The organism is Flexivirga aerilata (assembly GCF_013002715.1).
Taxonomy (GTDB): Bacteria; Actinomycetota; Actinomycetes; order Actinomycetales; family Dermatophilaceae; genus Flexivirga; species Flexivirga aerilata.
In genome coordinates this window covers 591092-614307 of the sequence record NZ_JABENB010000001.1, presented here as the reverse complement: position 1 = coordinate 614307, position 23216 = coordinate 591092, and the positions used below count along the sequence as shown (strand labels likewise).

Sequence of the window (23216 nt, the reverse complement as noted above, 5' to 3'; positions counted from 1 at the left end):
CATCGTGCGATTCGTCACTCCCTCAGGGAGCTAACCTCGGGCGGGTGACCACGACGACCGTTGCCGTGCCGGCCCTGATCCTCGCGGTGCTGGCGCTCGCCGGTGCGGCCGCGGCCTGGTTGCGGTTGCGGGCGGTGCAGCGACAGTTCCGGGTGCTCTGGGGAGAGGGCCCGCAGCGGGACGCGGCCGCGACCATGCGGATGCACATCGGCCGCATCGACGCCCTCGACGACCGGGTCACCCGCCTCGACGGCCGGGTCGACGGCATCGGCGAGCACGTCGCGGCCGGGCTGCGGCACGTGGCGGTCGTGCGCTACGACGCGTTCGGCGACATGGGCGGCCGGCTGTCCTTCTCGGCGGCGATCGTCGACGACGCCGGCGACGGGCTGGTGCTGTCGTCGATCCACGCCCGCGGCGAGTCGCGCACCTACGCCAAGGGCGTGGTCGCCGGGCGGTCCGAGATCACCCTGACCCCGGAGGAGCAGCAGGCGCTCGCCTCGGCACGCTCCGATCGCGCGGACGCCTGAGGGCCGGTATGACGCAGCGCGCCGCCGGGGCCGCGCCGCTGCCGGCCGCCTTCACCCGCTTCTGGATCGGCGAGACCGTCTCGTCGTTCGGGACCTACGTCAGACCGTGACGCCCGACGAGCAGCAGGCGCGCACCAACACCACCGGCCGCGCCGTCAACCGGGCGGTGATCGTGGTGGCCGCGCCGCTCGCCGGTCTGCTCGCCACGCAGGTCGGCGAGCGCGACACCCTCGCCGTCGCCGCGGGCGCCTTCGCGGTGTCCTGTGCGGTCCTCGCCGGTTCCACGGTCCGGACGGCCAATCTCACCGCATCGTAAATGAAATCTTGACGATCGGTATGGGTAAAGAGTATCTTTACCCGGTGGAGATATCCGCGTCCGCCCGAAAGCACGGGATCCCTGACGTCGACATCCGACACGCATGGGCAAACGCACTGCGCCTGATCGAGTTCGACTACCAGGGAGAGGAGCGGTTGCTCGTGATCGGCCCGGACGCCAGCGGACGACTGTTGGAACTGGCTGTCCCGGTCGACGGTCCGACCCGGATCATTCACGCGGACGGATTGCGGACCAGGTTCTACGACTACTTGAGGTGACGACATGGCTGTCCAGCAAAAGCACGACGACACCGGACTTGACCAACTCGAACCGGCGGGCAACCCGGCTCGCGATGCCACACATTTCCGTCGCATCGTGGCCGCCGCGGAGGGTGTCGAGGCGGCGGAGCGCGAGTTGCGTGAGGCGGTGGCGACAGCGCGCGCGGCGGGGGACTCCTGGACAGTGATCGGCGCGGCACTCGGAGTCACGAAGCAGGCCGCGTATCAGCGCTTCGGCCGGTAGCTCCGTCCTCGCCGGTTCCACGGTCCGGACGGCCGATCTCACCGCCCGGACGCGTGAGCTTGAATGAACCCGATGAAGTACGGATATCTCGGACCTGACGGCACCTTCACCCAGGCAGCGCTGCTCGCCTGGGAGCCGGCCGCCACCGCCGAGCAGGTCGCCTGCCCGTCGGTCGACCTCGCGCTCGCCGCGGTCCGCTCCGGCGAGCTCGACGCCGCCATGGTGCCGATCGAGAACTCCGTCGAGGGCGGCGTCACGGCCACCCTCGACGCCCTGTCGGTCGGCGAACCGCTGCAGGTGATCGGCGAGGTGCTGGTGCCGATCACCTTCGTGCTCGTCGCGCCGGAGGGCGTCGGCATCGATCAGGTCCGCGCCGTCGGCACCCACCCGCACGGTTGGGCGCAGGTGCGCGGCTGGATGGCGGCCAACCTGCCGGACGCGGTCTACGTGCCGACCCTCTCGACTGCCGGCGCCGCAGCCGAATTACGTTCTGCCGCAACCACTTCCGACCCTCCGTCGTATGACGCAGCCGTCTGCGCCCCGGTCGCGGCGCACGGCCTGGCCGTCCTCGCCGAGAACATCGGCGACCGTGCCGCGGCCGTCACCCGCTTCGTGCTGGTCTCGCGCCCCGGTCTCAGCCCGGCACCGACCGGTGCCGACAAGACGACCGTGGTGCTCTTCCAGAGCAGCGACCACCCGGGTGGCCTCCTCGAGCTGCTCGAGCACTTCGCGGCCCGCGGCATCAACATGACCAGGCTGGAGTCGCGCCCGACCGGTGAGGCGATGGGCAGCTACTGCTTCTCGATCGACTTCGAGGGGCACGTCCGCGACGACCGGGTCGGGGAGGCGCTGATGGGACTGCGGCGGGTCACCAAGGACGTGCGCTTCCTCGGCTCCTACCCGCGTGCCGACGGCAAGATGGCGTCGGTGCCGGAAACCGCTGCCAATGAAGCGTTCTCGGACGCCCGGGACTGGCTGGACCGGCTGCGCGGCTGACCCGGCAGCGCGGGGCCGGGGCCGTGCGTCGGCGCCGCCGCCGTCATACGCCGGCTCAGGCCGGGCGGGTCCAGACGACGTAGTTGTTGAGGTAGTGCCCGTTGATCATCCGCGAGGTGTTGTCGCAGGTGACCAGCGTGACCACCGGAGTGGCGCTGCCGCCCCAAACCCGTTGGTCCGTGGTCAGTTTCGTCTTCGGCACCGACTCCTTGCCGGTCACCCGCAGGTCGACGGTCTTGCCGTTGGTGCAGGTCACCGACACCGCGGACCCCACCCCGACGTTGCGCAGGTTGTAGAAGTTGTCCGGGCCGTCATAGGTGACGTGACCGGCGATCACGGCGATGCCGTTCTGGCCGGGCTGGGCCGAGCGGTTGTACCACATCGTGGTGCGCGCCGGCGGGTAGATCTGGCCCTGGGAGTTGGTGCCCATCGGCACGACGTTCTCGCCGGCGATGCCGACCGAGGACACCGTCAGACTGGACGGAATGCACGTCGCGCCAGCGGGATTCGCGACCGACTCGCGCTTGCTCTCCCCGGTCGGGTTGGGCACCACCGTGGCCTTCGACTGCGACGACCCGCGCGTGGACGAGCCGCCGGACTTCTGCGCGGACGACCCGCCAGATCCGGAGGAGCTGGTCGCGGCGGACGATCCTCCGCGCGAGCCCGACGCGGAGGAGCCCGAGGCCGACCCTGAGGACCCTGAGGATCCTGAGGAAGCTGACGAGCCGGTCGCCGCACCGCTGTCGCCCGGGGCGTCGGCGCTGATCGACGACGAGGTCGCCGCGTTGTCGGAGGTGCCCGGCCGCATGCTCCAGGCTGCGGCCCCCACGCCGCCGGCCGCGATGAGGCAGCCCGCGACGATCGCGGTCATGCCCTTCGGTCGGGGGGCGCGGTGCGCGCCGCCTTGGTAGCTCATCGGTCCTCTGCTCTTCGATTTGTTGACTTCGATCTGTCGATCTTTTTGATCTCTTGCGCTTCGCGCCCGGCCCCCGGCGGGGCGCGCCCTGGCTTTCGATTATGAACGGCCGGACTCCCCGGCGCGACCGGAACGCTGCACGTCGAACCTGTGGGTTACGTGAACGTAGGGCGTCGCAGATTGCCTGCGGCATACCCCTTGACACCCCCGGTTTACAAACGGCACTCTTTTGTAAACCGCAAACGTGATGGGAGTCACACCATGGCGATATTGGATGCATCCGGCACCGTGCCGGACGGTTCCACCGAAGGGTGGAAGGACAAGAAGCGTTACCTCTGGCTCATCGGCCTGGTGATCCCGTCGGCGTTCGTGGCGATCTACGTGCTCTACGCGCTCACCGGCTGGTCGGTGCTGCTGTGGACCGGGCCGATCCTGATCCTCGGCATCGTGCCGGCGATCGACCTCGTCGCGGGTCTGGACCAGGACAACCCACCGGACGACGTGATCGAGGCGCTGGAGAACGACCGCTACTACCGGTGGGTCGTCTACATGTACCTGCCGCTGCAGTACCTCGGTCTGATCGGCGTGATGATGCTCGTCGCGGGCCACAACCCGGTCGGTGACATCCTCAGCCTGACCGGCGGCTCCGACTGGGTCTCCACGCATCTCGGCGAGCGGTTCGTCCAGCCGTGGGACCTCAGCGTGATCGACAAGATCGCGGTCTCCATCTCGATCGGCTGCGTCGGCGGCATCGGCATCAACACCGCCCACGAGCTCGGCCACAAGAAGGAGAGCCACGAGCGCTGGCTGTCCAAGATCGCCCTGGCGCAGAGCGCCTACGGCCACTTCTACATCGAGCACAACCGCGGCCACCACGTGCGGGTCGCCACCCAGGAGGACCCGGCGAGCAGCCGCGTCGGCGAGAACTTCTACCAGTTCTGGCCGCGCACCGTCAGCGGCTCGCTGAAGAGCGCCTGGAACCTCGAGAAGAAGCGTTACGCACGGCGTAACACCCACCCGTTCCACATCGGCAACGACGTGCTCAACGCCTGGCTGATGACCGCCGTGCTGTGGGGCGTGCTGATGGCCTTCCTCGGGGTCGGCATCTTCCCCTACCTGGTGATCCAGGCCGTCGTCGGCTTCTCGCTGCTCGAGGTCGTCAACTACATGGAGCACTACGGCATGCTGCGCAAGAAGGTCGGCCCGGCCGGCAAGGAGCGCTACGAGCGGGTCGACCCCAGCCACAGCTGGAACTCCAACAACATCGCGACCAACGTGCTGCTCTACCACCTGCAGCGGCACAGCGACCACCACGCCAACCCGACCCGGCGCTACCAGGCGCTGCGCGACTACAAGGAGTCGCCGGTGCTGCCGACCGGGTATGCCGGGATGATCGTGCTCGCGATCGTGCCCGCCGTCTGGCGACGCGTGATGGACCCGCGGGTGCTCGCGCACTTCGACGGCGACATCTCGCAGGCCAACATCTCGCCGCGCAAGCGCGACAAGGTGCTCGCCAAGTACGGCAAGGTCGTCGACCCGACGCCGCGCACCACCGAGTCGCTGCGCGTCGACGCGTCCGCCCACGACCAGAGCGGCAGCCACGGCGGCCGCTGCCCCGGCTGCGGCTACGTCTACGACGAGGCCGTCGGCGCCCCGCGCGAAGGCTTCCCGGCCGGCACCCCGTGGGACCAGATCCCCGACACCTGGTGCTGCCCCGACTGCGGTGTCCGCGAGAAGCTCGACTTCGTGCCGGTGTCCAAGACCGAGGTGGCGTGATGCAGATCGTTGCCGATCTCGCCCAGTGCGAGGGCCTCGGGATGTGCGAGGCGATGGCCCCGGACATCTTCGAGGTCGGGCCCGAGGGTCACGTCGTGATCCACGACCCGTCACCGGACGAGTCGCGCCGCCAGGACCTGCAGGCCGCCGTCGACGCGTGCCCCGTGCTCGCGCTCACCCTGCAGGACTGATCCGCCGTGCGACTGGTCGTAGTGGGAGCATCGCTCGCCGGGTTGCGTGCCGTCGAGGCCGCCCGACGGGCGGGCTGCACCGACCCGATCACGCTGATCGGGGCGGAGCACTCGGCGCCATACGACCGGCCGCCGCTGTCCAAGGCCCTGCTGTGCGCGGACAACCCGGCGCAGGTGCTGCCCTTTCACGCCGAGGAGCACCTGCGGGACGAACTCGGCGTCGAGCTGCGGCTCGGCACTCCGGCGACCGGCCTCGATGTCGACCGCCGCGAGGTGATCGTCGGCGGGGAGCGCATCGGCTATGACGGCCTGATCATCGCCACCGGCGCCACGGCCAACCACTGGCCGATGGGCGCGGGCGTCGCGGGGGTGCACCCGCTGCGCACGGCGCAGGACGCGCTCGCGATCCGGGCCGCGCTCGACGCCGGCGCGCGGGTCGCGGTCATCGGGGCCGGCTTCATCGGCTCCGAGGTCGCGTCGGCGGCTCGTGCGCGGGACCTGCCGGTCACGGTGATCGAGGCCGCGCCGCAGCCGCTGACCCGCTCCGTCGGCGGTGCCGTCGCGGAGGTGCTCACCACGCTGCACCGCACCGCCGGTGTCGACCTGCGGGTCGGCACACAGGTCACCGCGGTGCACCAATCCGATTGCGGCGTCACCGGTTTGACGCTCAGCGACGGCAGTCACGTGCCGGCCGACCTCGTCGTGCTCGGCATCGGCGCCCGCCCGGCCACCGCCTGGCTGCGCGACTCCGGGCTGCCGCTGCACGCCGACGGCGGGGTGCTGGTCGACGCCACCCTCGCCACCGGCGCGCCCGGGGTGTATGCCGCGGGCGACGTCGCGCACTCACCGCACGCCGTCTTCGGCGACGACGTGCTGCGGCTGGAGCACTGGACGAGCGCCGCCGAGCAGGGCGCCGCCGCGGCGCGGCACCTGCTCGACCCGTCGGCCGCCCGCCCGTTGCAGACCGTCCCCTACTTCTGGTCCGACTGGCACGGGCACCGGCTGCAGTTCGTCGGGGTGCCGACCGCGGACGAGGTGCGCGTCATACGGCCGGAGGTGGAGCGGTTCCTCGCGCTCTACCGGCGCGGCGACCGGGTGGTCGGCGCGTTCACGATCAACGGGCAGCGCGAGATCATGCGCTACCGCCGGCACATCGTCGGGCAGGCGCCTTTTGAGGACGCGCTCGCCGAGGCGGCGGCAGCCGAGACGGTCGTCGCGTGAGCGCCCAGCCGGTCGAGGAGGCCGAGACCGAGACCAGCGCCGCGCCTAGACTGGTGCGCGTGACCGCCCCCGCCCGCTCCGACCTCGCGACCCTGCGCTCGCAACTGCTCGCGGCGGCCTCCCGGCTCACGATCAGCGAGGGCTGGTCGAAGGTCACCATGTCGCGTCTCGCCGACGACGTCGGCGTCTCCCGGCAGACGGTCTACAACGAGTTCGGCAGCAAGCCCGCCCTCGCCCAGCAGCTGGTGCTCGGCGAGTTGCAGGTCTTCCTGGGCCGGGTCTTCGACGGCTTCACGGCCAACCCCGGTGACCCGGTCGGCGCGATCCACGACGCCGCGCTCAACGTCCTGCGGCTCAGCCTGGAAAACCCCCTGCTGCACGCGGTGATCGCCGGCTCGCACGGCGCCGAGTCGGAGCTGCTGCCGCTGCTGACCACCGACAGCGAGGCGCTGCTGACCCTCGCCAAGGAAGCCATCACCGAGGGCATGCTCCGCTTCGACCTGCGGCTCACCCGCGCCCAGCTCGACGTCGGCGTCGACGTCGTGGTGCGCACCGTGCTCAGCCACGTCATCCACCCCTCGGGCACCCCCGAGGAGACCGCCGCCGGCATCGCCTGGATCGCGAGCGTGGTGCTGGGCCTCGACGACCAGTGGGGCGACGCCAAGCCCGTCTCCTGAGCGCGGCCCGAGGGGTTGGCCCGATCGCGGCTCCCGTCATACGACCTGCGCGGCGCCGAGGTAGCACTCGTTGTCGTTTCGGCCGCCGCCATGACGACCGCGAGTGCTACCTCGATGTCGCGAGACCTCGGGCGACGCCGGCCCGGCTCTCGCTCAGCCCCGGAACTGACCGGGGTGAGCGGCCGCGCGCTCGAGCCCGCGCATCCCGGAGCGCATCATCGCCGCGTGGTTGGCGATCAGCAGTGGCCGCATCGCACGCCACGTCGACACCCGCCCGAGCAGGCCGTCGACCATGAGGTCGACCTCCTGGGTGTAGGCGAGCAGCGTCGCCGCCGGGCCGTCGGCGGTCAGCACGAACTGCGACCAGCCGATCAGGTCGCCGGCCAAAGACGCTCGCAACACACCGGATTCGCGGTCGGCGACCTCGGAGGTGAGCTCCAGCCGGAGGGTCAGCGGCAGCACGCTGCGGATGTGCACCGCGCCGCGGGTCTCGTCATACGCGGTGATGGAGCGGATCTGCGGCCACCACCGATCCCACGTCTCGCTCTCGGCGAGTATGGCGAAGACGTCGTCCCGCGGCGCAGCCACCCGGTGGGTGCTGGCGAAGCGGAAGTGCCGGCCGGTCACTGGGGCAGGCGCAGCACCAGCGCGCCCGGGTCGACCGCGAACCGGACGGCCCGCGCGGTGCCGATCACGTCGCCGTCGACCTCGACCCCGGCCGGCCGGTCCACGGACACGACCGCCTCGCGGCACAGGTGGCGGGTGAGCGCGACGGAGTTGCGCCGGGACCGGGTGAGCACCTTGGCGATCACCGGCAGCCAGCGCAGCCCGCTGCCCCGCACCACCACCGCGTTGAGCAGACCGTCGTCCACGACCGCGTCGGGCATCAGCTTCATCCCGCCCTGCAACATGCCGCAGTTGCCGACCAGCACGCTGGTGACATCGCGTTCGAGCTTCACGCCGTCGTCGAAGCAGATCGTCGCGGGCACCAGGTCGTGGACCACCTGACGCAGGCCGGCCGCGGGATAGGCCAGCCAGCCGATCCGGCCCTTCAGCTCCTCGGTCGTCGCGGCCATGATGTCGGCGTCGACGCCGATGCCGGACATCACGAGCCCGATCTCCTCCGCGTCGAACTGGCCGGAACCGTTCTCGTCCAACGAGATCCGCATGACATCGATCTCGTGGTCGACGCCGCCGAGCGCAACGCGGAGCGCCCGCTCGAAGTGACCGACCGGGAGCTTCAGCTGGCGGGCGAGCAGGTTGCCGGTGCCCGACGCGAGCACGGCGACCGGCGTCCGCGACGGCAGCACCCCCGCGGCCACACAGCGCACCGTGCCGTCGCCACCCAGCGCCGCGACGAGGTCCACGCCCGCGTCGACGGCTTCGAGCGCCTGTCGCCGCCCGGGCTCCTCGACGGTGGTCTCCCACCAGAGCGGGTCGGCCCAGCCGTGCTCCCGGAAGATCGCGGCGAGCTCGGCCCGGAGTTGGGCGGTGTCGGCGACCTTCGTGGGGTTGACGATGACCGCACCTCGACGCACGGCAGCACTCCTCACGATCACCAGACGTTACCGGTCGGTTCGAGGTGACGTTATCGGGTTGCGGTCCCGGCCGTCGCGCCGCGTAGCCTTGCCCCTCGTGATCGACATTAAGTTTCTGCGTGACAACCCCGACCTGGTCCGCGCCAGCCAGCGCGCCCGCGGCGCCGACGAGAGCCTCGTCGACCAGGTGCTGGACGCCGACGAGAAGCGGCGGGCGTCCCTGTCGGAGTTCGAGAGCCTGCGGGCGCAGCAGAAGTCGGTCAGCAAGTCGGTCGGCGCGATCATGGGCAAGCTCGGCGCCGCCAAGAAGCAGGGCGGCGACGTCAGCGCCATACAGGCGGAGGCGGACGAGGCGCGTGCCAAGGCGACCGAGCTCGCCGCCGAGGTGAAGCGCCGCGAGGCCGCCGCCGACGACGAGGGCGCGGAGTTCACCGGGCTGCTGAAGAAGCTCGACAACATCGTGCTCGACGGCGTGCCGGCCGGCGGTGAGGACGACTACGTCGTACTCGAACACGTCGGCGAACCCCCGACGTTCGACTTCGAGCCGCTCGACCACCTCGCGCTCGGCGAGAAGCTCGGCGCGATCGACATGGAGCGCGGCGCGAAGGTCGGCGGTGCCCGGTTCTACTTCCTCACCGGCGTCGGCGCCCGCCTCGAGCTGGCGCTGCTCAACCTGGCGATGAACCAGGCGGTCGAGCAGGGCTTCATCCCGATGATCACCCCGACGCTGGTGCGGCCGGAGATCATGGACGGCACCGGCTACCTCGACGCCCACGAGGACGTCTACCACCTGCCGGCCGACGACCTCTACCTCACCGGCACCTCCGAGGTGGCGCTCGCCGGCTACCACCAGGGCGAGATCATCGACATCTCCGGCGGCCCGAAGCGCTACGCCGGCTGGTCGTCCTGCTACCGCCGCGAGGCCGGCTCGCACGGCAAGGACACCCGCGGCATCATCCGGGTCCACCAGTTCAACAAGGTCGAGATGTTCGTCTACTGCGACCCGGTAGACGCGCAGGCCGAGCACCAGCGGCTGCTCGACTGGGAGAAGGAGATGCTCGCCAAGGTCGAACTGCCCTACCGGGTCATCGACACCGCCGCCGGCGACCTCGGCGGCTCGGCGGCCCGCAAGTACGACAGCGAGGCGTGGGTGCCGACGCAGGGGCGCTACCGCGAGCTGACCTCGACCTCCAACTGCACCACCTACCAGGCGCGCCGCCTCGGCATCCGTTACCGCACGCCCGAGGGCCGCACCGAGCCGGTCGCCACCCTCAACGGCACGCTCGCCACCACCCGCTGGCTGGTCGCGATCCTGGAGAACCACCAGCAGGCCGACGGTTCGGTGAAGGTGCCGGCCGCGCTGCAGCCGTTCCTCGGCACCGACGTGCTCAAGCCGCTGTAACGCGAGGGCGACGGCGCCGCTGCGGCGCGACCCCTCCGTCTCGCGACGGATCCGGCGGGCGCGGCTGCCGCCATACAGTGGCCCGGTGATGACCCGGGTGATGCAGTTCTTCGGTGTGGGCGACCCGTGGGTGCGCCCGCTGCCGAAGCGCTGGCTGCGCACGGACCTGCCCATCGCGGCGCTGTGGTTCTGCGTCGCGGCGCTGACCTTCGAGGCCAGCCGCTCGGTGGGCATGCTGCGGGGAGACACCGCGCCGACGTGGGTGGAGTATGCCGGGCTCGCCGTGCCGTGCGTCGCGGTGATCTGGCGGCGGCGCTTCCCGCTGTGCTCGGTGGTGGTCACCGTCGGCTCGTGGGTGCTGTTCGGCGAGGTCGGCGGCCTGGTGACCATGACCCTCGGGGTGCAGTTCGTCTACTTCTTCAGCATCTACTCGGCCACCGCCTGGTGCCGCGACCGCCGGCGCGGCGTGCTGGTCATCGGGCTCTGCCTCGCCGCGCTCGCGGTCTGGGTGGTGTGGACGCTGGTGCACGCCGAGCTGCCCGATCGGCACCTCGCCGGACTGCTGTCGCCGATGGCCGGCCGGATCGTCATCAACATCCTCGCCAACAGCCTCTACATCGGTGGTTCGGTGCTGCTCGGGCTGCTGGAATGGCGCAACGTCCGCCGCCGCGTAGCGCTCGAGGCGCAGGCCCGGACCATCGACGAGCAGGCGCGGGCCCTGCGCGAGCAGGCGGTCGTCGCCGAACGCCTCCGCATCGCCCGCGAATTGCACGACGTGGTCGCCCACCACGTCTCGCTGATCGGGGTGCAGGCGGGTGCGGCGCGGCGCGTCTTCGACAAACGGCCGGACGCTGCGCGCACCGCGATGGCGGGCATCGAGGAGTCCTCGCGTTCGGCGGTCACCGAGATGCGGGCGCTGCTCGGCACGCTGCGTGCCGACGGTGACGAAACCCGGGCACCGGCACCGGGTTTCGCCGATCTGGAGCGCCTCGTCGAGGAATACCGCGCGGCCGGGCTGGACGTCGACTTCCGGCTCGTCGACGCCGACCCGCCGCTCGCCGGGGACCTGCCGCCGGCGATCGGTCTCAGCATCTATCGCACCGCGCAGGAGGCGCTGGCCAACGTGCGGCGGCACTCGACCGCGCGCAGTGCCCAGGTCGTGGCCCGTCTCGACCGACGGGACGGCGAGCCGTATGCCGAGATCGAGGTCCTCGACGGCGGCCTCCCGGTGCCCGGCTCCGGCGGCACCGGGCTCGGCCTGACCGGCATGCGGGAGCGGGTGGCGGCGCACGGCGGCGAGGCCGAGATCGGCCCGCGCCCGACGGCGGGCTATCGGGTGCGGGTGCGCCTGCCGTTCGCGGCCGGGCAGCGCCCGGCCGTGCGATTAGAGTGAGCCGAGCGACATACCAGAGCGGGAGGAAGGCATGTCCCACCATTCCCCGGGCGCCCCGGGAGCGCCCGACGACGAACGTCGGCGCCGCGCCGAGCAGGAGACCACCCAGCAGCCGGTGATCGGCCCCGACGGACGGCCAGTGCAACAGGAGCAGCAACCGCACCAACAACAGTCTCCGCAGCAACAACGCCAGCAGCCGTATGCCGGGCCGCCCGCGCCGCCGCAGTCACTCGGGCAGGGTTTTGGCCAGGGCAGCGGTCAGGGGTTCGGTCAGGGCGCCGGCCAGCAGGGCGGATACCAGCCGCCGCTCCAGCCCCAGCAGCCGCAGTACGGGCCGGGGAGCGGGCCGGAGGCGCCGCCACCCCAGCATCAGCAGCAGTTCGGGCAGCCGGGCCAGTACGGCCAGACGGGTCAGTATGGCCAGGCGGGCCAGTTCGGTCAGCCGGGTCAGCCGGGTCAGCAGGCCCAGCCGGGACAGCCGGCTCAGCAGCCCGGCGCTCAGCAGCCGCAGCAGCCCTACTTCCCGCCGGGCGCGCAGCCGTGCTTCCCGCTCGCGCCGACCACGCTCTCCCAGCCGGCCCGGCTGCTCGGCTGGATCCCGGTCGCGATCGCGATCCTCGCCTTCATCGGCTGCTTCGGCACCTGGGCGACCGCGAAGGTCAGCGGGTCCTACCTGGGCACGAACCTGTCGATCAGTTCGTCGGTCAACGCGTTCGACCACCAGTCGTGCAAGGGCACCGGCGCCGGCGCGGGTGCCTGCGATGAGCAGGGCAGCGGCTCCGACAGCTCCGGCAGTTCGGGCGACGCCTCACCGTCGGCGACCGGCAACGACGGCGACAGCCTCTGGGAGGGCTGGGTTGTCTCGCTGGTCGCGCTGCTCGTCGCGGGTCTCGGCGTGATCCGTGGGCTCGGTCGCCGGGTGGCAGCGTTGCCCGCCGCAATCACCGCGGCCGTCGGTGGTCTCGTCATCATCGGCCTGGCGGTCTACCGCCTGATCTGGATCGGCAACAAGAGCGGTGACTTCGCCGACGCGATGAAGACGTCCGGCATGCCGACCGGCTTCGAGACCTCCCTGACCTCCGGTTGGGGGCTCTGGCTGGTGCTGGTGATGGGCGTCGCGATGCTCGCCGCCGGCGTCGGCGGCACCGTCAAGCGGCGGTGAGCCAGCAGCAGCCGCACGCGGCGCCGCTGCGGGTGCTCGTCGTCGACGACCAGCGGCTGGTGCGCAGCGGCTTTGCGATGATGCTGTCCGTCGAGGACGACATCGAGGTCGTGGGCGAGGCTGCCAATGGTGCCGAATCCGTAGAGTTGGCACGCAAACTGCGGCCCGACCTGGTGCTGATGGACGTGCAGATGCCGGTGCTCGACGGCATCGCGGCGACCGAGCGCATCGTCGCCGAGGGCACCGGGCAGGTCGTGCTGCTCACAACCTTCGACCGCGACGACTACCTCTTCGACGGGCTGCAGGCCGGCGCCAGTGGGTTCCTGCTGAAGAACACCGACCCGGACGACCTGGTCGACGCCATCCGCGCGGTCGCGCACGGCCACGCGCTGCTCGCCCCCGAGGTCACCCGCCGCGTCATCGAGCGTATGACGGCAGCGGGCTCGTCGGCCGAGTCCGACCCCGCACGGGCGGGCGCGCTCTCCCGGCTCACCCCACGCGAGCTCGAAGTGCTCGAGCTCGTCGGCCGCGGCCTGTCCAACGGTGAGATCGCCGGCCGCTTGTTCCTCGGGGAGGCGACCGTGAAAACCCATGTGTCCAGCTGCCTTTCGAAGCTGCACCTGCGCGACCGGGTGCAGGCGGTGGTCTTCGCCTACGAGGCCGGGCTCCTCCGTCCGGGGGACTGACGGGTCGCCGCATCTCCGCCGCGCGGGTGATCCGTCATACCTCCGTCAGCTCTAGCGTCGAGGGCATCGGCCCCAATTTTCTGACTCAGGCCGCCAGGCGGAGGAGAGGCGAACGATGCTGCAGGTGGATCGGTTGACCCGGCGATTCGGGGAGGTGACCGCGGTCGACCACGTGTCGTTCGCGGTGCCCGACGGGTTGCTCGTCGGCTTCGTCGGCGGCAACGGCGCGGGCAAGACCACGACCATGCGGATGATCATGGGCGTGCTCGGCATCAGCGACGGTGACGTGCGGTGGAACGACGCCCCTGTCACCGCCGCCGAACGCCGCATGTTCGGCTACATGCCGGAGGAGCGCGGTCTCTACCCGAAGCAGCCGGTGGTCGACCAGCTGGTCTATCTCGGTCAGCTGCAAGGACTTTCGGCCGGTGACGCCCGTGCCAGCGCGCAGCTGCTGCTGGAGCGCTTCGGTCTCGCCGCGCGCGCCAAGGACAAGCTCGAGTCGCTCTCGCTGGGCAACCAGCAGCGGGTGCAGGTGATCGCCGCGGTGATCGCCCGCCCGCGACTGCTGGTGCTGGACGAGCCCTTCTCCGGGCTCGACCCGCGGGCGGTCGACGACATGGTCGAGCTGCTGCGCGAGTTCACCCGCGACGGCGTGCCGGTGCTCTTCTCCTCCCACCAGCTCGACCTGGTGGAGCGGCTGTGCGACCGCATCGTGATCCTGTCGCGCGGGCGGGTCGTCGCCGACGGCGCCGCGGACGAGCTACGGAGAAGTGGTCCGGTCCGGCACCGGCTGGTGACCGGGGGAGACGCCGGGTGGGTGCGCGACCTCGGCTGGTTGCAGGTGGTGGACGTCGCCGGCGACCGGGCGATCGTGCAACTCGCATCGCCGCAGGACACCGACCGGCTGCTCACCGAGGCGATGCGCCGCGGCTCGGTGCGCGAGCTCGCCGAGCTGGTCCCGAGCGTCGCCGACATCTACCGGGAGGTCACCGCATGACGACGGCATCCGCGCAGCTGCGTTCCGTATGGCGCATCGTCGCCGCTCGCGAGATTGCGGTGAAGCTGCGCGACCGCAACTTCCTGGTCTCCACCGGCCTGATGCTGGTGCTGATCGTCGTGGGTCTCGGCATACAGGTCTTCGTCGGTGGCAAGTCGTCGGCCAAGACGGTCGCGGTGACATCGCCGGCCGGGTCGGCCCTCGTCGCACAGTCCGGCAAGGCCGCCGACGCGGCGGGGTCGGACCTGGAACTGAAGGCGAAGTCGCTGCCCTCCGCCCGGGCCGTGGAGCAGGCGGTCAAGGACGGCGACGTCGACGCGGGACTGGTGCCCCAGGGGGACGGCTGGCGGCTGGTCGGCAAGTCGAGCCGCAACGCGGAGCTGGCGACCTACATCGGGCAGACGGTGAGCACCGACGCGATCGCCCGCAACGCGGCCGCCGCCGGCACCAGCCTGCAGGCACTGCAGCGCGGCGCGACCCTGCCCTACGACCTGTTGCAACCGAAGGGCGACGACAACACCACCGAGGCACGCGTCTCCGCGGTCGCGTTCGGTTTCCTGTTCTACCTGGCCGCGCTGCTTTTCGGCATGGCGATCGCCAACAGCGTCGTGGAGGAGAAGCAGAACCGCATCGTCGAGATCATCGCCTCGGCAATCCCGTTGCGGCAGTTGCTGATCGGCAAGGTGGTCGGCAACACGGTGCTCGCCATCGTGCAGGTCGCGCTGCTCTCGGCCGTCGCGGTCGGCGGGCTGATCGTGACCGACAACACCGCGCTGCTCGGCACGCTCGCCGGAGGCATCGGCTGGTTCCTGCCCTTCTTCCTCATCGGCTTCCTCGCCCTCGCGAGCCTCTGGGCGGTGGTCGGCGCGCTCGCGACGCGCATGGAGGACGTGCAGTCCACGTCCGCACCGATGACGACGCTGGTGATGGCGATCTTCCTCGGCGGCATCCTCGCCACCGGCGGCCTGCTGAAGCTCCTGTCCTTCGTACCGCTCTTCTCCACCATCGCGATGCCGGCCCGGGTCGTCTCCGGCGACGCCGCCTGGTGGGAGCCGTTGGCATCGCTCGGGATTGCCGCAGTCGGCGCCTACTTCATCCTGCGCACCGCGGAGCGGATGTATCGCTCGTCGCTCATGCAGACCAGCCACAAGGTCAGCTTCCGGCAGGCGCTCACCGAGCGCGACTGACCGGCGGCAAGGGTCGAGGGTGCGGGCGGGGTCGGCCGGTGGCGCGTGCAGAAGTCGCGACGGTTGCGGGGTGTGCACGGGATCGGGGCTGGGCGCGTGCAGAAGTCGCGACGGTTGCGGGGTGTGCACGGGATCGGGGCTGGGCGCGTGCAGAAGTCGCGACGGTCGCGGGGTGTGCACGGGGTGAGCCGGTACGGCGTGCACAAGTCGCGACAGTTGCGGGCTGTGCACGCGAAATGTGGCGGGGGCGTGCAGAAGTCGCGACGGTCGCGTCGTACGCACGCGAGATGGTGCGGCGGCGTGCAGAAGTCGCGACGGTCGCGGGCTGCGCACGGGATCGGGGCTGGCCGCGTGCAGAAGTCGCGACGGTTGCGTCGTACGCACGCGAAATGGGGCGGGGCGTGCAGAAGTCGCGACGGTCGCGGCATACGCACACCCGCCCGGCCCCCACCCGCCCGGCCCCACCCCGACGCACACCCGGCCGGAACCAGCCGACCCCAACCAGCCGACCCCTAAGGTTGGGGCGTGATCACCAAGAAGCTCGTCGCACTCGACATCGACGGCACCCTGCTGCATCACGACGGGCGGATGTCCGACGAAGTGCGCGACGCCGTGCAGGCGGTCGCGCGCGCCGGGCACCATGTCGTGATCGCGACCGGACGCAGCGTGCTCGGTATCGTGCCGGTGCTCGAAACTCTGCAGTTGCCAAGGGGATTCGCGGTCACGTCCAATGGCGCGGTGCTCGCCCGGGTCCATGGGAGCGACTGGGAAGTCATCGACACGGTCACCTTCGACCCTGCGCCGGTGCTCGACGTGCTGGAGAACGCCTGGCCGGACGCGGTCGTCGGCATCGAGGAGCCGGGCGTCGGCACCAAGGTGAGCGCCGACTTCCCCGACGGCGAGCTGATGGGTCCGGTGAAGGTCGTGTCGTGGCAGGAGCTCGGTGCCGAACCGACCACCCGCCTCACCTTCCGTTCCCCGAGCGGCACCGCGGAGGACTTCGTCGAGCTGGTCGAGCGCCTCGGGTTGCACGGGGTCAACTACGCCGTCGGCTACACCGCGTGGCTGGACATCAACCCCGAGGGCGTCTCCAAGGCATCGGCGCTGGAGCAGGTGCGGCGCAAGCTGCAGGTCGAGCCGGGCGACACCATCGCGATCGGCGACCACCGCAACGACCTGGAGATGCTGGCCTGGGCGGCGCGCGGCGTCGCGATGGGGCAGGCACCCGACGAGGTCAAGGCGGTCGCCGACGAGGTCACCGCACCGGTCGAGGAGGACGGGGCTGCCGTCATACTCCGGCAGCTGGTCTGAGATGTCCGACCCGATCATCACCTCGCCGGCCAACCCGCGACTCAAGGCGCTGCAGACGCTGCGCCGGCGACGCGGGCGGGAGCAGGCCGGCCTCACCCTTCTCGAGGGGTATGACGAACTCGGTCTCGCACTCGACGCCGGCGTGCGACCGCGCGAACTCTTCTACTGCCCGGAGCTGATGCTCGACCCGGCCGCGCAGCGGGACGTCGTCGAGGCCGCCCGCGGGGCGGGGGCGAGCGTCATACAGCTGAGCCGCACGGCGTTCGAGAAGGTCGCCTATCGGGAGGGCGCCGACGGCTTCCTCGCCGTGGTGCCCGCGGTGGGGACGACCCTCGACGGGCTGTCGCTGCCGGACGACCCGTTCCTGCTGGTCGCCGAGGGCGTGGAGAAGCCGGGCAATCTCGGCGCGATGCTGCGCACCGCGGACGCCGCGGGCGTCGACGCGGTGATCGCCGCCGACCCGGTGACCGACTGGGGCAACCCCAACGTCGTGCGCGGCTCCAAGGGCACCGTCTTCTCGGTGCCGGTGGCGTCGGCGACGACCACCGAGACCCTCGACTGGGCCCGGGCGCGCGGCATCCGGGTGGTGGCCGCGACGCCCGACACCGACATCGCACACACCGATGCGGACCTGACCGGGCCGATCGCCGTCGCGGTCGGCACCGAGAAGGAGGGACTGACCCCCGAAGTGCTCGATCGGGCAGACGTCACAGTGCGAATCCCCATGGTGGGCAAGGCAAATTCGCTGAATGTGGCCACATCGGCGGCGATTGTGCTGTATGAGGCGGTGCGCCAGCGGGCGACCCGCGTTTAGTCGCCTCGCGCGATGGTGGCACGATGCTTGACATGCGAGTTGATCACCTGGTCTTTGCCGCAGAGCCTGACGGACTGGTCGCGACTGCGAAGCGGCTCGGTGACATGTTGGGTGTCGAGCCGATCGACGGCGGGCTGCACCCGCGCTTCGGCACGCGCAATTCCATCGTCCCGTTGCTGGACCACCGCTTCCTCGAGGTCGTCGAGGTGCTGGACCACCCGGCGTCCGACAAGGCGCCGTTCGGACAGGCCGTGCGGGCCCGTTCCGAGGCCGGCGGCGGCTGGCTCGGCTGGGTGGTCGAGGTCGAGGACATCTCGATCGCCGAGCAGCTCGTGGGCCGTCCCGCGGTGCCCGGCAACCGGCACCGGCCCGACGGCGTCGAGGTCACCTGGAAGCAGCTCGGGGTGCGCGGCACGATGTCCGACCCGCAGGTGCCGTTCTTCATCGAGTGGACCCCCGGTCAGCAGCACCCGTCGCAGGACGGTGCCACCGACGCGGCGCTGGAGTCCCTGCAGATTGCCGGCTCGCCCGAGCGGGTGCGCGAATGGCTCGGCCTCGTCGGTGAGCCCGGCGTCGACCGCGACGACTGGGAGCCGGAGATCACCTTCGACTTCATCGCCCCGATGGGCACGCCCGGCCTGATGTCGGTGTCGTTCCGCTGCGACGGCGAGACCGTCGTCCTCTGACACACTCGCTGGTCGAGTAGCGGCGAGGAACGAGCCGCGTATCGAGACCACCGCCGCGTATCGAGACCACAAAACGCCGCGGCCCTGACACGGGCCGCAGCGTTCTCGTATACCTGTATGCCGTGCCTCAGCCGGCCATCTGGTAGCCCGCCTCGTCGACCGCGGCCGCGATCGCCTGCGGGTCGAGGTCGCCGTCGCTGGTGATGCGCACCGGCGAGTCACCGCCGGCGTTGAGTTCGACGCTGACGTCGCGCACGCCGTCGATGGTCTTGAGCTCCTCGGTGACCGCGTTGACGCAGTGGCCGCAGGTCATCCCCTGCACGGTGATGTCGGTCTGGGTCATGGTGGTGCCTTCCGTTCTCGTGGAATGGCGCGTATGCCGGGACTCCCGTCATACGCGATGGGGAAGCGTCAGCTGCGGACGAGTCGCGCGATCGCGTCGGACGCCTCGCGCACCTTCACCTGGGCGGCCTCGTCGGAGTCGCGGGCCGCGTCGACCACGCAGTGACCGACGTGGTCCTCGAGCAGGCCGAGGCTCACGGTCTGCAGGGCCTTGGTGACCGCGCTGACCTGGGTCAGCACGTCGATGCAGTAGGTGTCTTCCTCGACCATCCGCTGGATGCCGCGGACCTGGCCCTCGATGCGGCGCAGCCGCTTGAGGTAGTCGTCCTTGGTGCCGGTGTAACCCGCCATTGCCGTTCCTGCCGTTCGGTCCGAATCGATGCACCACGACTATACCCTGAGGGGGTATGTCGGGAGTCGCGAACCCGCCGCGACGCGACGACGGCCCACCCGCGTGAGCAGGTGGGCCGTCGGACCGGACGCGGGAGCGGCTCGGTCAGACGCCGGTGATCTTGCAGAAGGACGCGTAGTGGTCGCCGGTGTAGTACCAGTTCGGCGGGCTGGTCAGCGGGGTGCCGCCGGTGACGATGCGACGGGCGCCGCGGGTGGTGGAGTTCGGGGTCTTGACGGTGTACTCGTGGTAGTAGCTCGCCGCCTGCTGGGGCAGGATGCCCTCGCGATTCTGGAAGACGACGCCGTCGTTGTTCGGGTAGGGGAACGGGCCGCCCTGCTTGATCAGGTTGGCGGTGGTCGTCGCCTCCGGCGGCAGGGACGACAGCGCACAGGACGGGAGGGTGCCGGCGGCGCGGGCGGGCGCCTCGGCGCCGGCGATGCCGACTCCGGCGACCAGCGAGGCGGCGGCGATGGTGTAACCGAGACGGGGCAGAAGTGTCTTCATGCGCACGAGCCTGCCGTGCCGAATCGACGATCGGGTGATCGCTCGGTCAAGAGCGAGTCAATGTTTGGTCAGCGACCAGCCATGATGGGCCGGACCCTGACGGCCGGATTCACGTCTGACGGTCGAATTCGGCCGTCAGACGTGAATCGGATCGTCAGACTCGGCCGGCGGGGCAGACGCGCTCAGGCGTCGAGGTAGCGCACCAGCTGCGGGGCGAGCCCGACATACGTCGCCGGGGTGAGGGCGAGGAAGCGCTCCTCGACCTCGGCAGGCAGGCCGAGACCCTTCACGAAGTCGCGCAGGTCGGCCTCGGTGATGCGCCGCCCGCGGGTGAGCTCCTTCAGTCGCTCGTAGGGCTGCTCCATGCCCGGAACCCCTTGTGCGCCAAGGGCTCTCATCGCCGACTGGATCGGCTCGCCGAGCACTTCCCAGTTGGCGTCGAGGTCGGCCGCCATTGCCGCCGGCACCGCGTCGAGGCCGGAGAGGCCACGGCCGACGTTGTCGATCGCCAGCAATGAGTGCCCGTATGCCGTGCCGATGTTGCGCTGCATCGACGAGTCGGTGAGGTCGCGCTGCAACCGCGAGGTCACCAGCGTGCGGCCGAGCACGTCGAGCAGGCCGTTGCTGACCTCGAGGTTGGCCTCGGCGTTCTCGAAGCGGATCGGGTTGACCTTGTGCGGCATCGTGCTCGACCCGACCGTGCCCTGACCGCGGGACTGGGCGAAGTAACCCATCGAGATGTAGGTCCACACGTCGGTCGCGAGGTTGTGCAGGATCGCGTTGAAGCGGGCGATGTCGCTGTAGAGCTCGGCCTGCCAGTCGTGACTCTCGATCTGGGTGGTCAGCGGATTCCACTGCAGGCCAAGGGATTCCACGAACGTGCGGGACGTCTCGATCCAGTCGGTGTCCGGCACGGCCTCGACGTGTGCGCCATAGGTGCCGGTCGCGCCGTTGATCTTGCCGAGATATTCGGCGCCCTCGATGCGGCGCAGCTGCCGGCGGAGCCGGTGCGCGAGCACGGCCAGCTCCTTGCCCATCGTGGTCGGCGTCGCCGGCTGCCCGTGGGTGTGCGCGAGCAGCGGCACATCGGCGAGTTCCTTTGCCATTGCTGCGATCTGATCGACCAGGGCCTTCGCCCGCGGCAGCCAGACCTGACGCGTCGCGCCCTGCACCATCAGCGCGTAGGACAGGTTGTTGATGTCCTCGCTGGTGCAGCCGAAGTGCACCAGCTCGGAGAGCCCGACCGCGTCGTCGGCGCCGACGATCTGCGGCAGTCGCCGCTTGAGGTAGTACTCGACCGCCTTGACGTCGTGCACGGTCTCGCGCTCGATGTCGGCGAGCTCGGCGACATCGGCGGTGTCGAACTGCGCCGGGATGTCGCGCAGCGCGGCGGTCTCGGCGTCGGTGAGCGTGCGGACGCCCGGCACCGCGCCGGCCGTGGTCAGGTGGATCAGCCACTCGACCTCGACGTTGACCCGCTGCCGGTTGAGCGCGGCCTCCGACAGGTGGTCGACCAGCGGGGCGACGGCGGCACGGTAACGACCGTCCAGCGCCCCGAGCGCGATGGGCGGGGTGGAGTCAGCAAGCGAACGCATGGGCAAAGTCTCCCAGAACGCCATCGGCACCTGCCCACGCGCCGGGCGGCCGGGTCGGCGCCGGCGGCCGCGCTACTGCGCGGGCGCGTCCGCCGCGGGCGAGAAGACCGTGAAGACCTCGCCGTGCTTGCCCTGCAGCAGTGCCTCGGGTCCGAACGGCGTGTCGTAGGTCATCAGGATCGCGGCGCCGAGCTCCTGCGCGATCTGCGCCGAGGAGTCCCGGTCGGCGACCGCGAAGTGCACCAGCCAGCTGGCCGGGGTGTCGGCGTCCAGCTGGTCGGCCTGGTGCATGCCGCCGACGACCGTGCCGTCCGGCAGCTGTATGACGGCATACGCGTCGCCACGCTCGTCATACGTGTAGCCGAAGACGCTCGCGTAGAACGCCTTCGCCGCCGGCAGGTCGCGCGTCATCAGGTCGTTCCAGGTGACGGTGTCGGGCTCGTTGACGATGCCGAAGCCGATGTGGTCGCCCGCCTGCCACAGGCCGAAGAACGCGCCGGTCGGATCCACGCAGAACGCCATGCGCCCGGCGGTGAGCACGTCCTGCGGCTCCACGACCACCTGACCGCCCGCCGCGCGCACCCTGGCGACGGTCGCGTCGACATCGTCGGTGGCCAGGTAGGTCACCCACGCGGTCGGCTGCTGCTCGTCCGTCTTGGGCATGATCGCCGCGGCCGGCTCGTCGTCCTTGAAACAGGTGGTGTAACCCCCGGTCTCCTTCGGGCCCTCCTCCATCCGCCAGCCGAAGAGCTTGCTGTAGAAGTCGCGCGCGTGGTGCATGCCGCGGTGCTCGGGCTCGAATGCGCAGTCGATCCAGCACGGTGTGCCCGCGGGCCAGGGAGTGTTCCGGGTTGCCATGCGTCGAAGCTTAGGCGCCCGCGCGGCATACCCGGGCTGCGCGGGGCCGATCGTCCGGCGGCCGCAGGTCGCCCGGCGGCCCGGTGTTCGTCCAATGTGGGTGAAATCGGTTACTCGGCCGCCGGTCCGGCCTACGGTGGCGAGGTGGGAGGAGAATCGATGGGCGATGCAATCGAGGGGATAGGGCTCGCTCGGCTGCTCGCGTCGGCGTCGTTCCGGCGGTCGCGCGAGGTCGCGGCGCAGCTGGCCGGCGACGCCGCGGGGCTGCGGCAGCTGCTCGCCGACGTCGAGCGCAAGGTCTTCGCGGTCGGGTCACTCACCAGCTCGCCCCGCGGGGTGCACGTGGACATCGCCGGGGCGATGGTGGAGGCCCACCTGGAGGAGCTGACCGAGCCGGGCCTGACGGCCGAGCGGCGGGCGGTGCTGACCTCCGACCCGCGCCCCCGGGTGGTGATCGCCGCGCTGCACTACCTGGTGACCGAACGTGACGTCGTGCCCGACTGGCTGCCGACCGGCCACCTCGACGACCTGCTCGTCCTGCAATGGGCGAGCGACGTCGCGCGCGGCGACCTGCCGTTGGTATGACGCAGCCGGTATGCCGCAGCGTCAGCGCAGCTGTCGGGTGATCTCGTCGACCAGCCCGCGGCACGCGGCCTCGACCTCGTCGCGGCACCTGTCGAAGTCGGCGGCGTTGCCGTAGTAGGGGTCGTCGAGTTCGAGATCGCCGGATTGCATTGCCACCGGGTCGAATTCGCGCACCAGGCGCACGTCCGCGTCGGCCGTGCCCTGGCCGGCGAGGTGCAGGATCTCCCGCACGTGGCCGCGGTCGGCGCCGAGGATCAGGTCGCGTTCGGTCAGGTATGACGCGTCGATCTGCTTGGCCCGGTGCGTGCTGCCGTCGTAGCCTCCGCGTCGCAGGGCGGCGACGGTGCGTGGGTCGGCGGGTTCGCCGACGTGCCAGCCCCCGACGCCTGCGGAGTCGACGGTCACCTCGTCGCCGAGCCCGGCGTCCTCCAGCATCGACCGGAGGATGACCTCCCCCATCGGCGACCGGCAGATGTTGCCCGAACACACGAAACACACGGCGTAGGTCACCCGATGGACCCTACGTGACCGCCCTCTGCCACCCCTCGCCGAGAGGCCCACTTACCGGCGACAGGACCACATATCCCCCCGGTGAACCGCCCGGATAAGTGGTCCCCTCG

Annotated in this window: 29 protein-coding genes; 20 read left to right on the top strand and 9 right to left on the bottom strand. The window is 70.8% G+C overall.

The features are described 5' to 3' along the window. Window positions 1–44: 44 nt before the first annotated feature. The 5 genes from HJ588_RS02910 (at window position 45) to pheA (ending at window position 2361) form a co-directional block, all read left to right on the top strand. On the top strand, window positions 45–527 hold the full coding sequence (locus tag HJ588_RS02910) for a DUF4446 family protein (RefSeq protein WP_171151769.1): 483 nt from the start codon (window positions 45–47) through the stop codon (window positions 525–527). A 106-nt stretch (window positions 528–633) separates the two neighbouring features. Further along, window positions 634–843 carry a hypothetical protein gene (locus HJ588_RS02905; RefSeq protein ID WP_171151768.1) on the top strand — a complete coding sequence of 70 codons (210 nt, stop codon included), beginning with the start codon at window positions 634–636 and terminating at the stop codon, window positions 841–843. A gap of 8 nt (window positions 844–851) precedes the next feature. After that, a complete protein-coding gene (locus HJ588_RS02900) occupies window positions 852–1121 on the top strand; it encodes a BrnT family toxin (RefSeq protein ID WP_246241745.1) in 270 nt (89 codons plus the stop codon). Between the two features lie 4 nt (window positions 1122–1125). Further along, complete coding sequence (locus tag HJ588_RS02895) at window positions 1126–1365, top strand: hypothetical protein (protein ID WP_171151766.1); 240 nt, start codon at window positions 1126–1128, stop codon at window positions 1363–1365. A gap of 63 nt (window positions 1366–1428) precedes the next feature. Then, the gene (pheA, locus tag HJ588_RS02890; protein ID WP_171151764.1) at window positions 1429–2361 is read left to right on the top strand and encodes a prephenate dehydratase; all 933 of its coding nucleotides are present in this window, start codon (window positions 1429–1431) and stop codon (window positions 2359–2361) included. A gap of 55 nt (window positions 2362–2416) precedes the next feature. On the opposite strand, the gene HJ588_RS02885 is transcribed toward pheA, so the two are convergent. After that, the gene (locus HJ588_RS02885) at window positions 2417–2830 is read right to left on the bottom strand and encodes a sortase domain-containing protein (RefSeq protein WP_171151762.1); all 414 of its coding nucleotides are present in this window, start codon (window positions 2828–2830) and stop codon (window positions 2417–2419) included. Between the two features lie 16 nt (window positions 2831–2846). Between HJ588_RS02885 and HJ588_RS02880 the strand changes: the two genes are divergently transcribed. The 5 genes from HJ588_RS02880 to HJ588_RS02860 all read left to right on the top strand — a co-directional run bounded on the left by HJ588_RS02880 (window position 2847) and on the right by HJ588_RS02860 (window position 7142). After that, entirely contained in the window at window positions 2847–3272 is a 426-nt protein-coding gene (locus HJ588_RS02880; RefSeq protein WP_171151760.1) for a hypothetical protein, read from the top strand. 266 nt (window positions 3273–3538) lie between these two features. Beyond that, on the top strand, window positions 3539–5053 hold the full coding sequence (locus HJ588_RS19900; RefSeq protein ID WP_171151758.1) for a fatty acid desaturase: 1515 nt from the start codon (window positions 3539–3541) through the stop codon (window positions 5051–5053). Further along, window positions 5053–5244: a ferredoxin gene (locus HJ588_RS02870; protein ID WP_171151756.1), complete on the top strand. Its 192-nt coding sequence runs from the start codon at window positions 5053–5055 to the stop codon at window positions 5242–5244. The genes HJ588_RS19900 and HJ588_RS02870 overlap by 1 nt, the downstream gene beginning before the upstream one ends. Window positions 5245–5250: 6 nt before the next feature. Next, window positions 5251–6465, top strand: a complete 1215-nt coding sequence (locus tag HJ588_RS02865) for an FAD-dependent oxidoreductase (RefSeq protein ID WP_171151754.1) — start codon at window positions 5251–5253, stop codon at window positions 6463–6465. Beyond that, complete coding sequence (locus tag HJ588_RS02860) at window positions 6462–7142, top strand: TetR/AcrR family transcriptional regulator (protein WP_343036569.1); 681 nt, start codon at window positions 6462–6464, stop codon at window positions 7140–7142. Before HJ588_RS02865 ends, HJ588_RS02860 begins: the two co-directional genes overlap by 4 nt. Before the next feature lie 153 nt (window positions 7143–7295). On the opposite strand, the gene HJ588_RS02855 is transcribed toward HJ588_RS02860, so the two are convergent. Then, a complete protein-coding gene (locus HJ588_RS02855; protein ID WP_171151752.1) occupies window positions 7296–7769 on the bottom strand; it encodes an SRPBCC family protein in 474 nt (157 codons plus the stop codon). Then, window positions 7766–8680 carry a diacylglycerol kinase family protein gene (locus HJ588_RS02850; RefSeq protein WP_171151750.1) on the bottom strand — a complete coding sequence of 305 codons (915 nt, stop codon included), beginning with the start codon at window positions 8678–8680 and terminating at the stop codon, window positions 7766–7768. The genes HJ588_RS02855 and HJ588_RS02850 overlap by 4 nt, the downstream gene beginning before the upstream one ends. Before the next feature lie 97 nt (window positions 8681–8777). Between HJ588_RS02850 and serS the strand changes: the two genes are divergently transcribed. From serS to HJ588_RS02805, 9 genes are all read left to right on the top strand, one after another. Further along, entirely contained in the window at window positions 8778–10082 is a 1305-nt protein-coding gene (serS, locus tag HJ588_RS02845; RefSeq protein WP_171151748.1) for a serine--tRNA ligase, read from the top strand. A gap of 88 nt (window positions 10083–10170) precedes the next feature. Then, window positions 10171–11475: a sensor histidine kinase gene (locus HJ588_RS02840; protein WP_171155306.1), complete on the top strand. Its 1305-nt coding sequence runs from the start codon at window positions 10171–10173 to the stop codon at window positions 11473–11475. Window positions 11476–11506: 31 nt separating this feature from the next. Beyond that, complete coding sequence (locus HJ588_RS02835; protein ID WP_171150727.1) at window positions 11507–12637, top strand: hypothetical protein; 1131 nt, start codon at window positions 11507–11509, stop codon at window positions 12635–12637. Then, window positions 12634–13323 carry a response regulator gene (locus HJ588_RS02830; protein ID WP_343036568.1) on the top strand — a complete coding sequence of 230 codons (690 nt, stop codon included), beginning with the start codon at window positions 12634–12636 and terminating at the stop codon, window positions 13321–13323. Before HJ588_RS02835 ends, HJ588_RS02830 begins: the two co-directional genes overlap by 4 nt. Window positions 13324–13438: 115 nt before the next feature. Beyond that, window positions 13439–14320, top strand: a complete 882-nt coding sequence (locus HJ588_RS02825; protein WP_171151746.1) for an ABC transporter ATP-binding protein — start codon at window positions 13439–13441, stop codon at window positions 14318–14320. After that, on the top strand, window positions 14317–15507 hold the full coding sequence (locus tag HJ588_RS02820) for an ABC transporter permease (protein ID WP_171151744.1): 1191 nt from the start codon (window positions 14317–14319) through the stop codon (window positions 15505–15507). Before HJ588_RS02825 ends, HJ588_RS02820 begins: the two co-directional genes overlap by 4 nt. Before the next feature lie 525 nt (window positions 15508–16032). After that, window positions 16033–16818, top strand: coding sequence for an HAD family hydrolase (locus tag HJ588_RS02815; RefSeq protein ID WP_425483526.1), 786 nt, complete (start codon window positions 16033–16035; stop codon window positions 16816–16818). Window position 16819: 1 nt separating this feature from the next. After that, a complete protein-coding gene (locus HJ588_RS02810) occupies window positions 16820–17632 on the top strand; it encodes a TrmH family RNA methyltransferase (RefSeq protein WP_171151741.1) in 813 nt (270 codons plus the stop codon). 32 nt (window positions 17633–17664) lie between these two features. Then, window positions 17665–18318: a VOC family protein gene (locus HJ588_RS02805; RefSeq protein ID WP_171151739.1), complete on the top strand. Its 654-nt coding sequence runs from the start codon at window positions 17665–17667 to the stop codon at window positions 18316–18318. Between the two features lie 127 nt (window positions 18319–18445). On the opposite strand, the gene HJ588_RS02800 is transcribed toward HJ588_RS02805, so the two are convergent. From HJ588_RS02800 to HJ588_RS02780, 5 genes are all read right to left on the bottom strand, one after another. Then, window positions 18446–18661, bottom strand: a complete 216-nt coding sequence (locus tag HJ588_RS02800) for a heavy-metal-associated domain-containing protein (RefSeq protein ID WP_171151737.1) — start codon at window positions 18659–18661, stop codon at window positions 18446–18448. 68 nt (window positions 18662–18729) lie between these two features. After that, complete coding sequence (locus tag HJ588_RS02795) at window positions 18730–19011, bottom strand: metal-sensitive transcriptional regulator (protein WP_171151735.1); 282 nt, start codon at window positions 19009–19011, stop codon at window positions 18730–18732. A gap of 145 nt (window positions 19012–19156) precedes the next feature. Further along, window positions 19157–19558 carry a guanyl-specific ribonuclease gene (locus HJ588_RS02790; protein ID WP_171151733.1) on the bottom strand — a complete coding sequence of 134 codons (402 nt, stop codon included), beginning with the start codon at window positions 19556–19558 and terminating at the stop codon, window positions 19157–19159. 182 nt (window positions 19559–19740) lie between these two features. Beyond that, window positions 19741–21153 carry an adenylosuccinate lyase gene (purB, locus tag HJ588_RS02785; RefSeq protein WP_171151731.1) on the bottom strand — a complete coding sequence of 471 codons (1413 nt, stop codon included), beginning with the start codon at window positions 21151–21153 and terminating at the stop codon, window positions 19741–19743. A 72-nt stretch (window positions 21154–21225) separates the two neighbouring features. Further along, window positions 21226–22011: a VOC family protein gene (locus HJ588_RS02780; RefSeq protein ID WP_171151728.1), complete on the bottom strand. Its 786-nt coding sequence runs from the start codon at window positions 22009–22011 to the stop codon at window positions 21226–21228. 159 nt (window positions 22012–22170) lie between these two features. Between HJ588_RS02780 and HJ588_RS02775 the strand changes: the two genes are divergently transcribed. Continuing rightward, window positions 22171–22596: a DUF1232 domain-containing protein gene (locus tag HJ588_RS02775; protein ID WP_171151726.1), complete on the top strand. Its 426-nt coding sequence runs from the start codon at window positions 22171–22173 to the stop codon at window positions 22594–22596. Between the two features lie 21 nt (window positions 22597–22617). Here HJ588_RS02775 and HJ588_RS02770 read toward each other — a convergent pair whose 3' ends face one another. Next, window positions 22618–23106, bottom strand: coding sequence for an arsenate reductase/protein-tyrosine-phosphatase family protein (locus HJ588_RS02770; protein WP_171151724.1), 489 nt, complete (start codon window positions 23104–23106; stop codon window positions 22618–22620). Window positions 23107–23216: the final 110 nt, after the last annotated feature.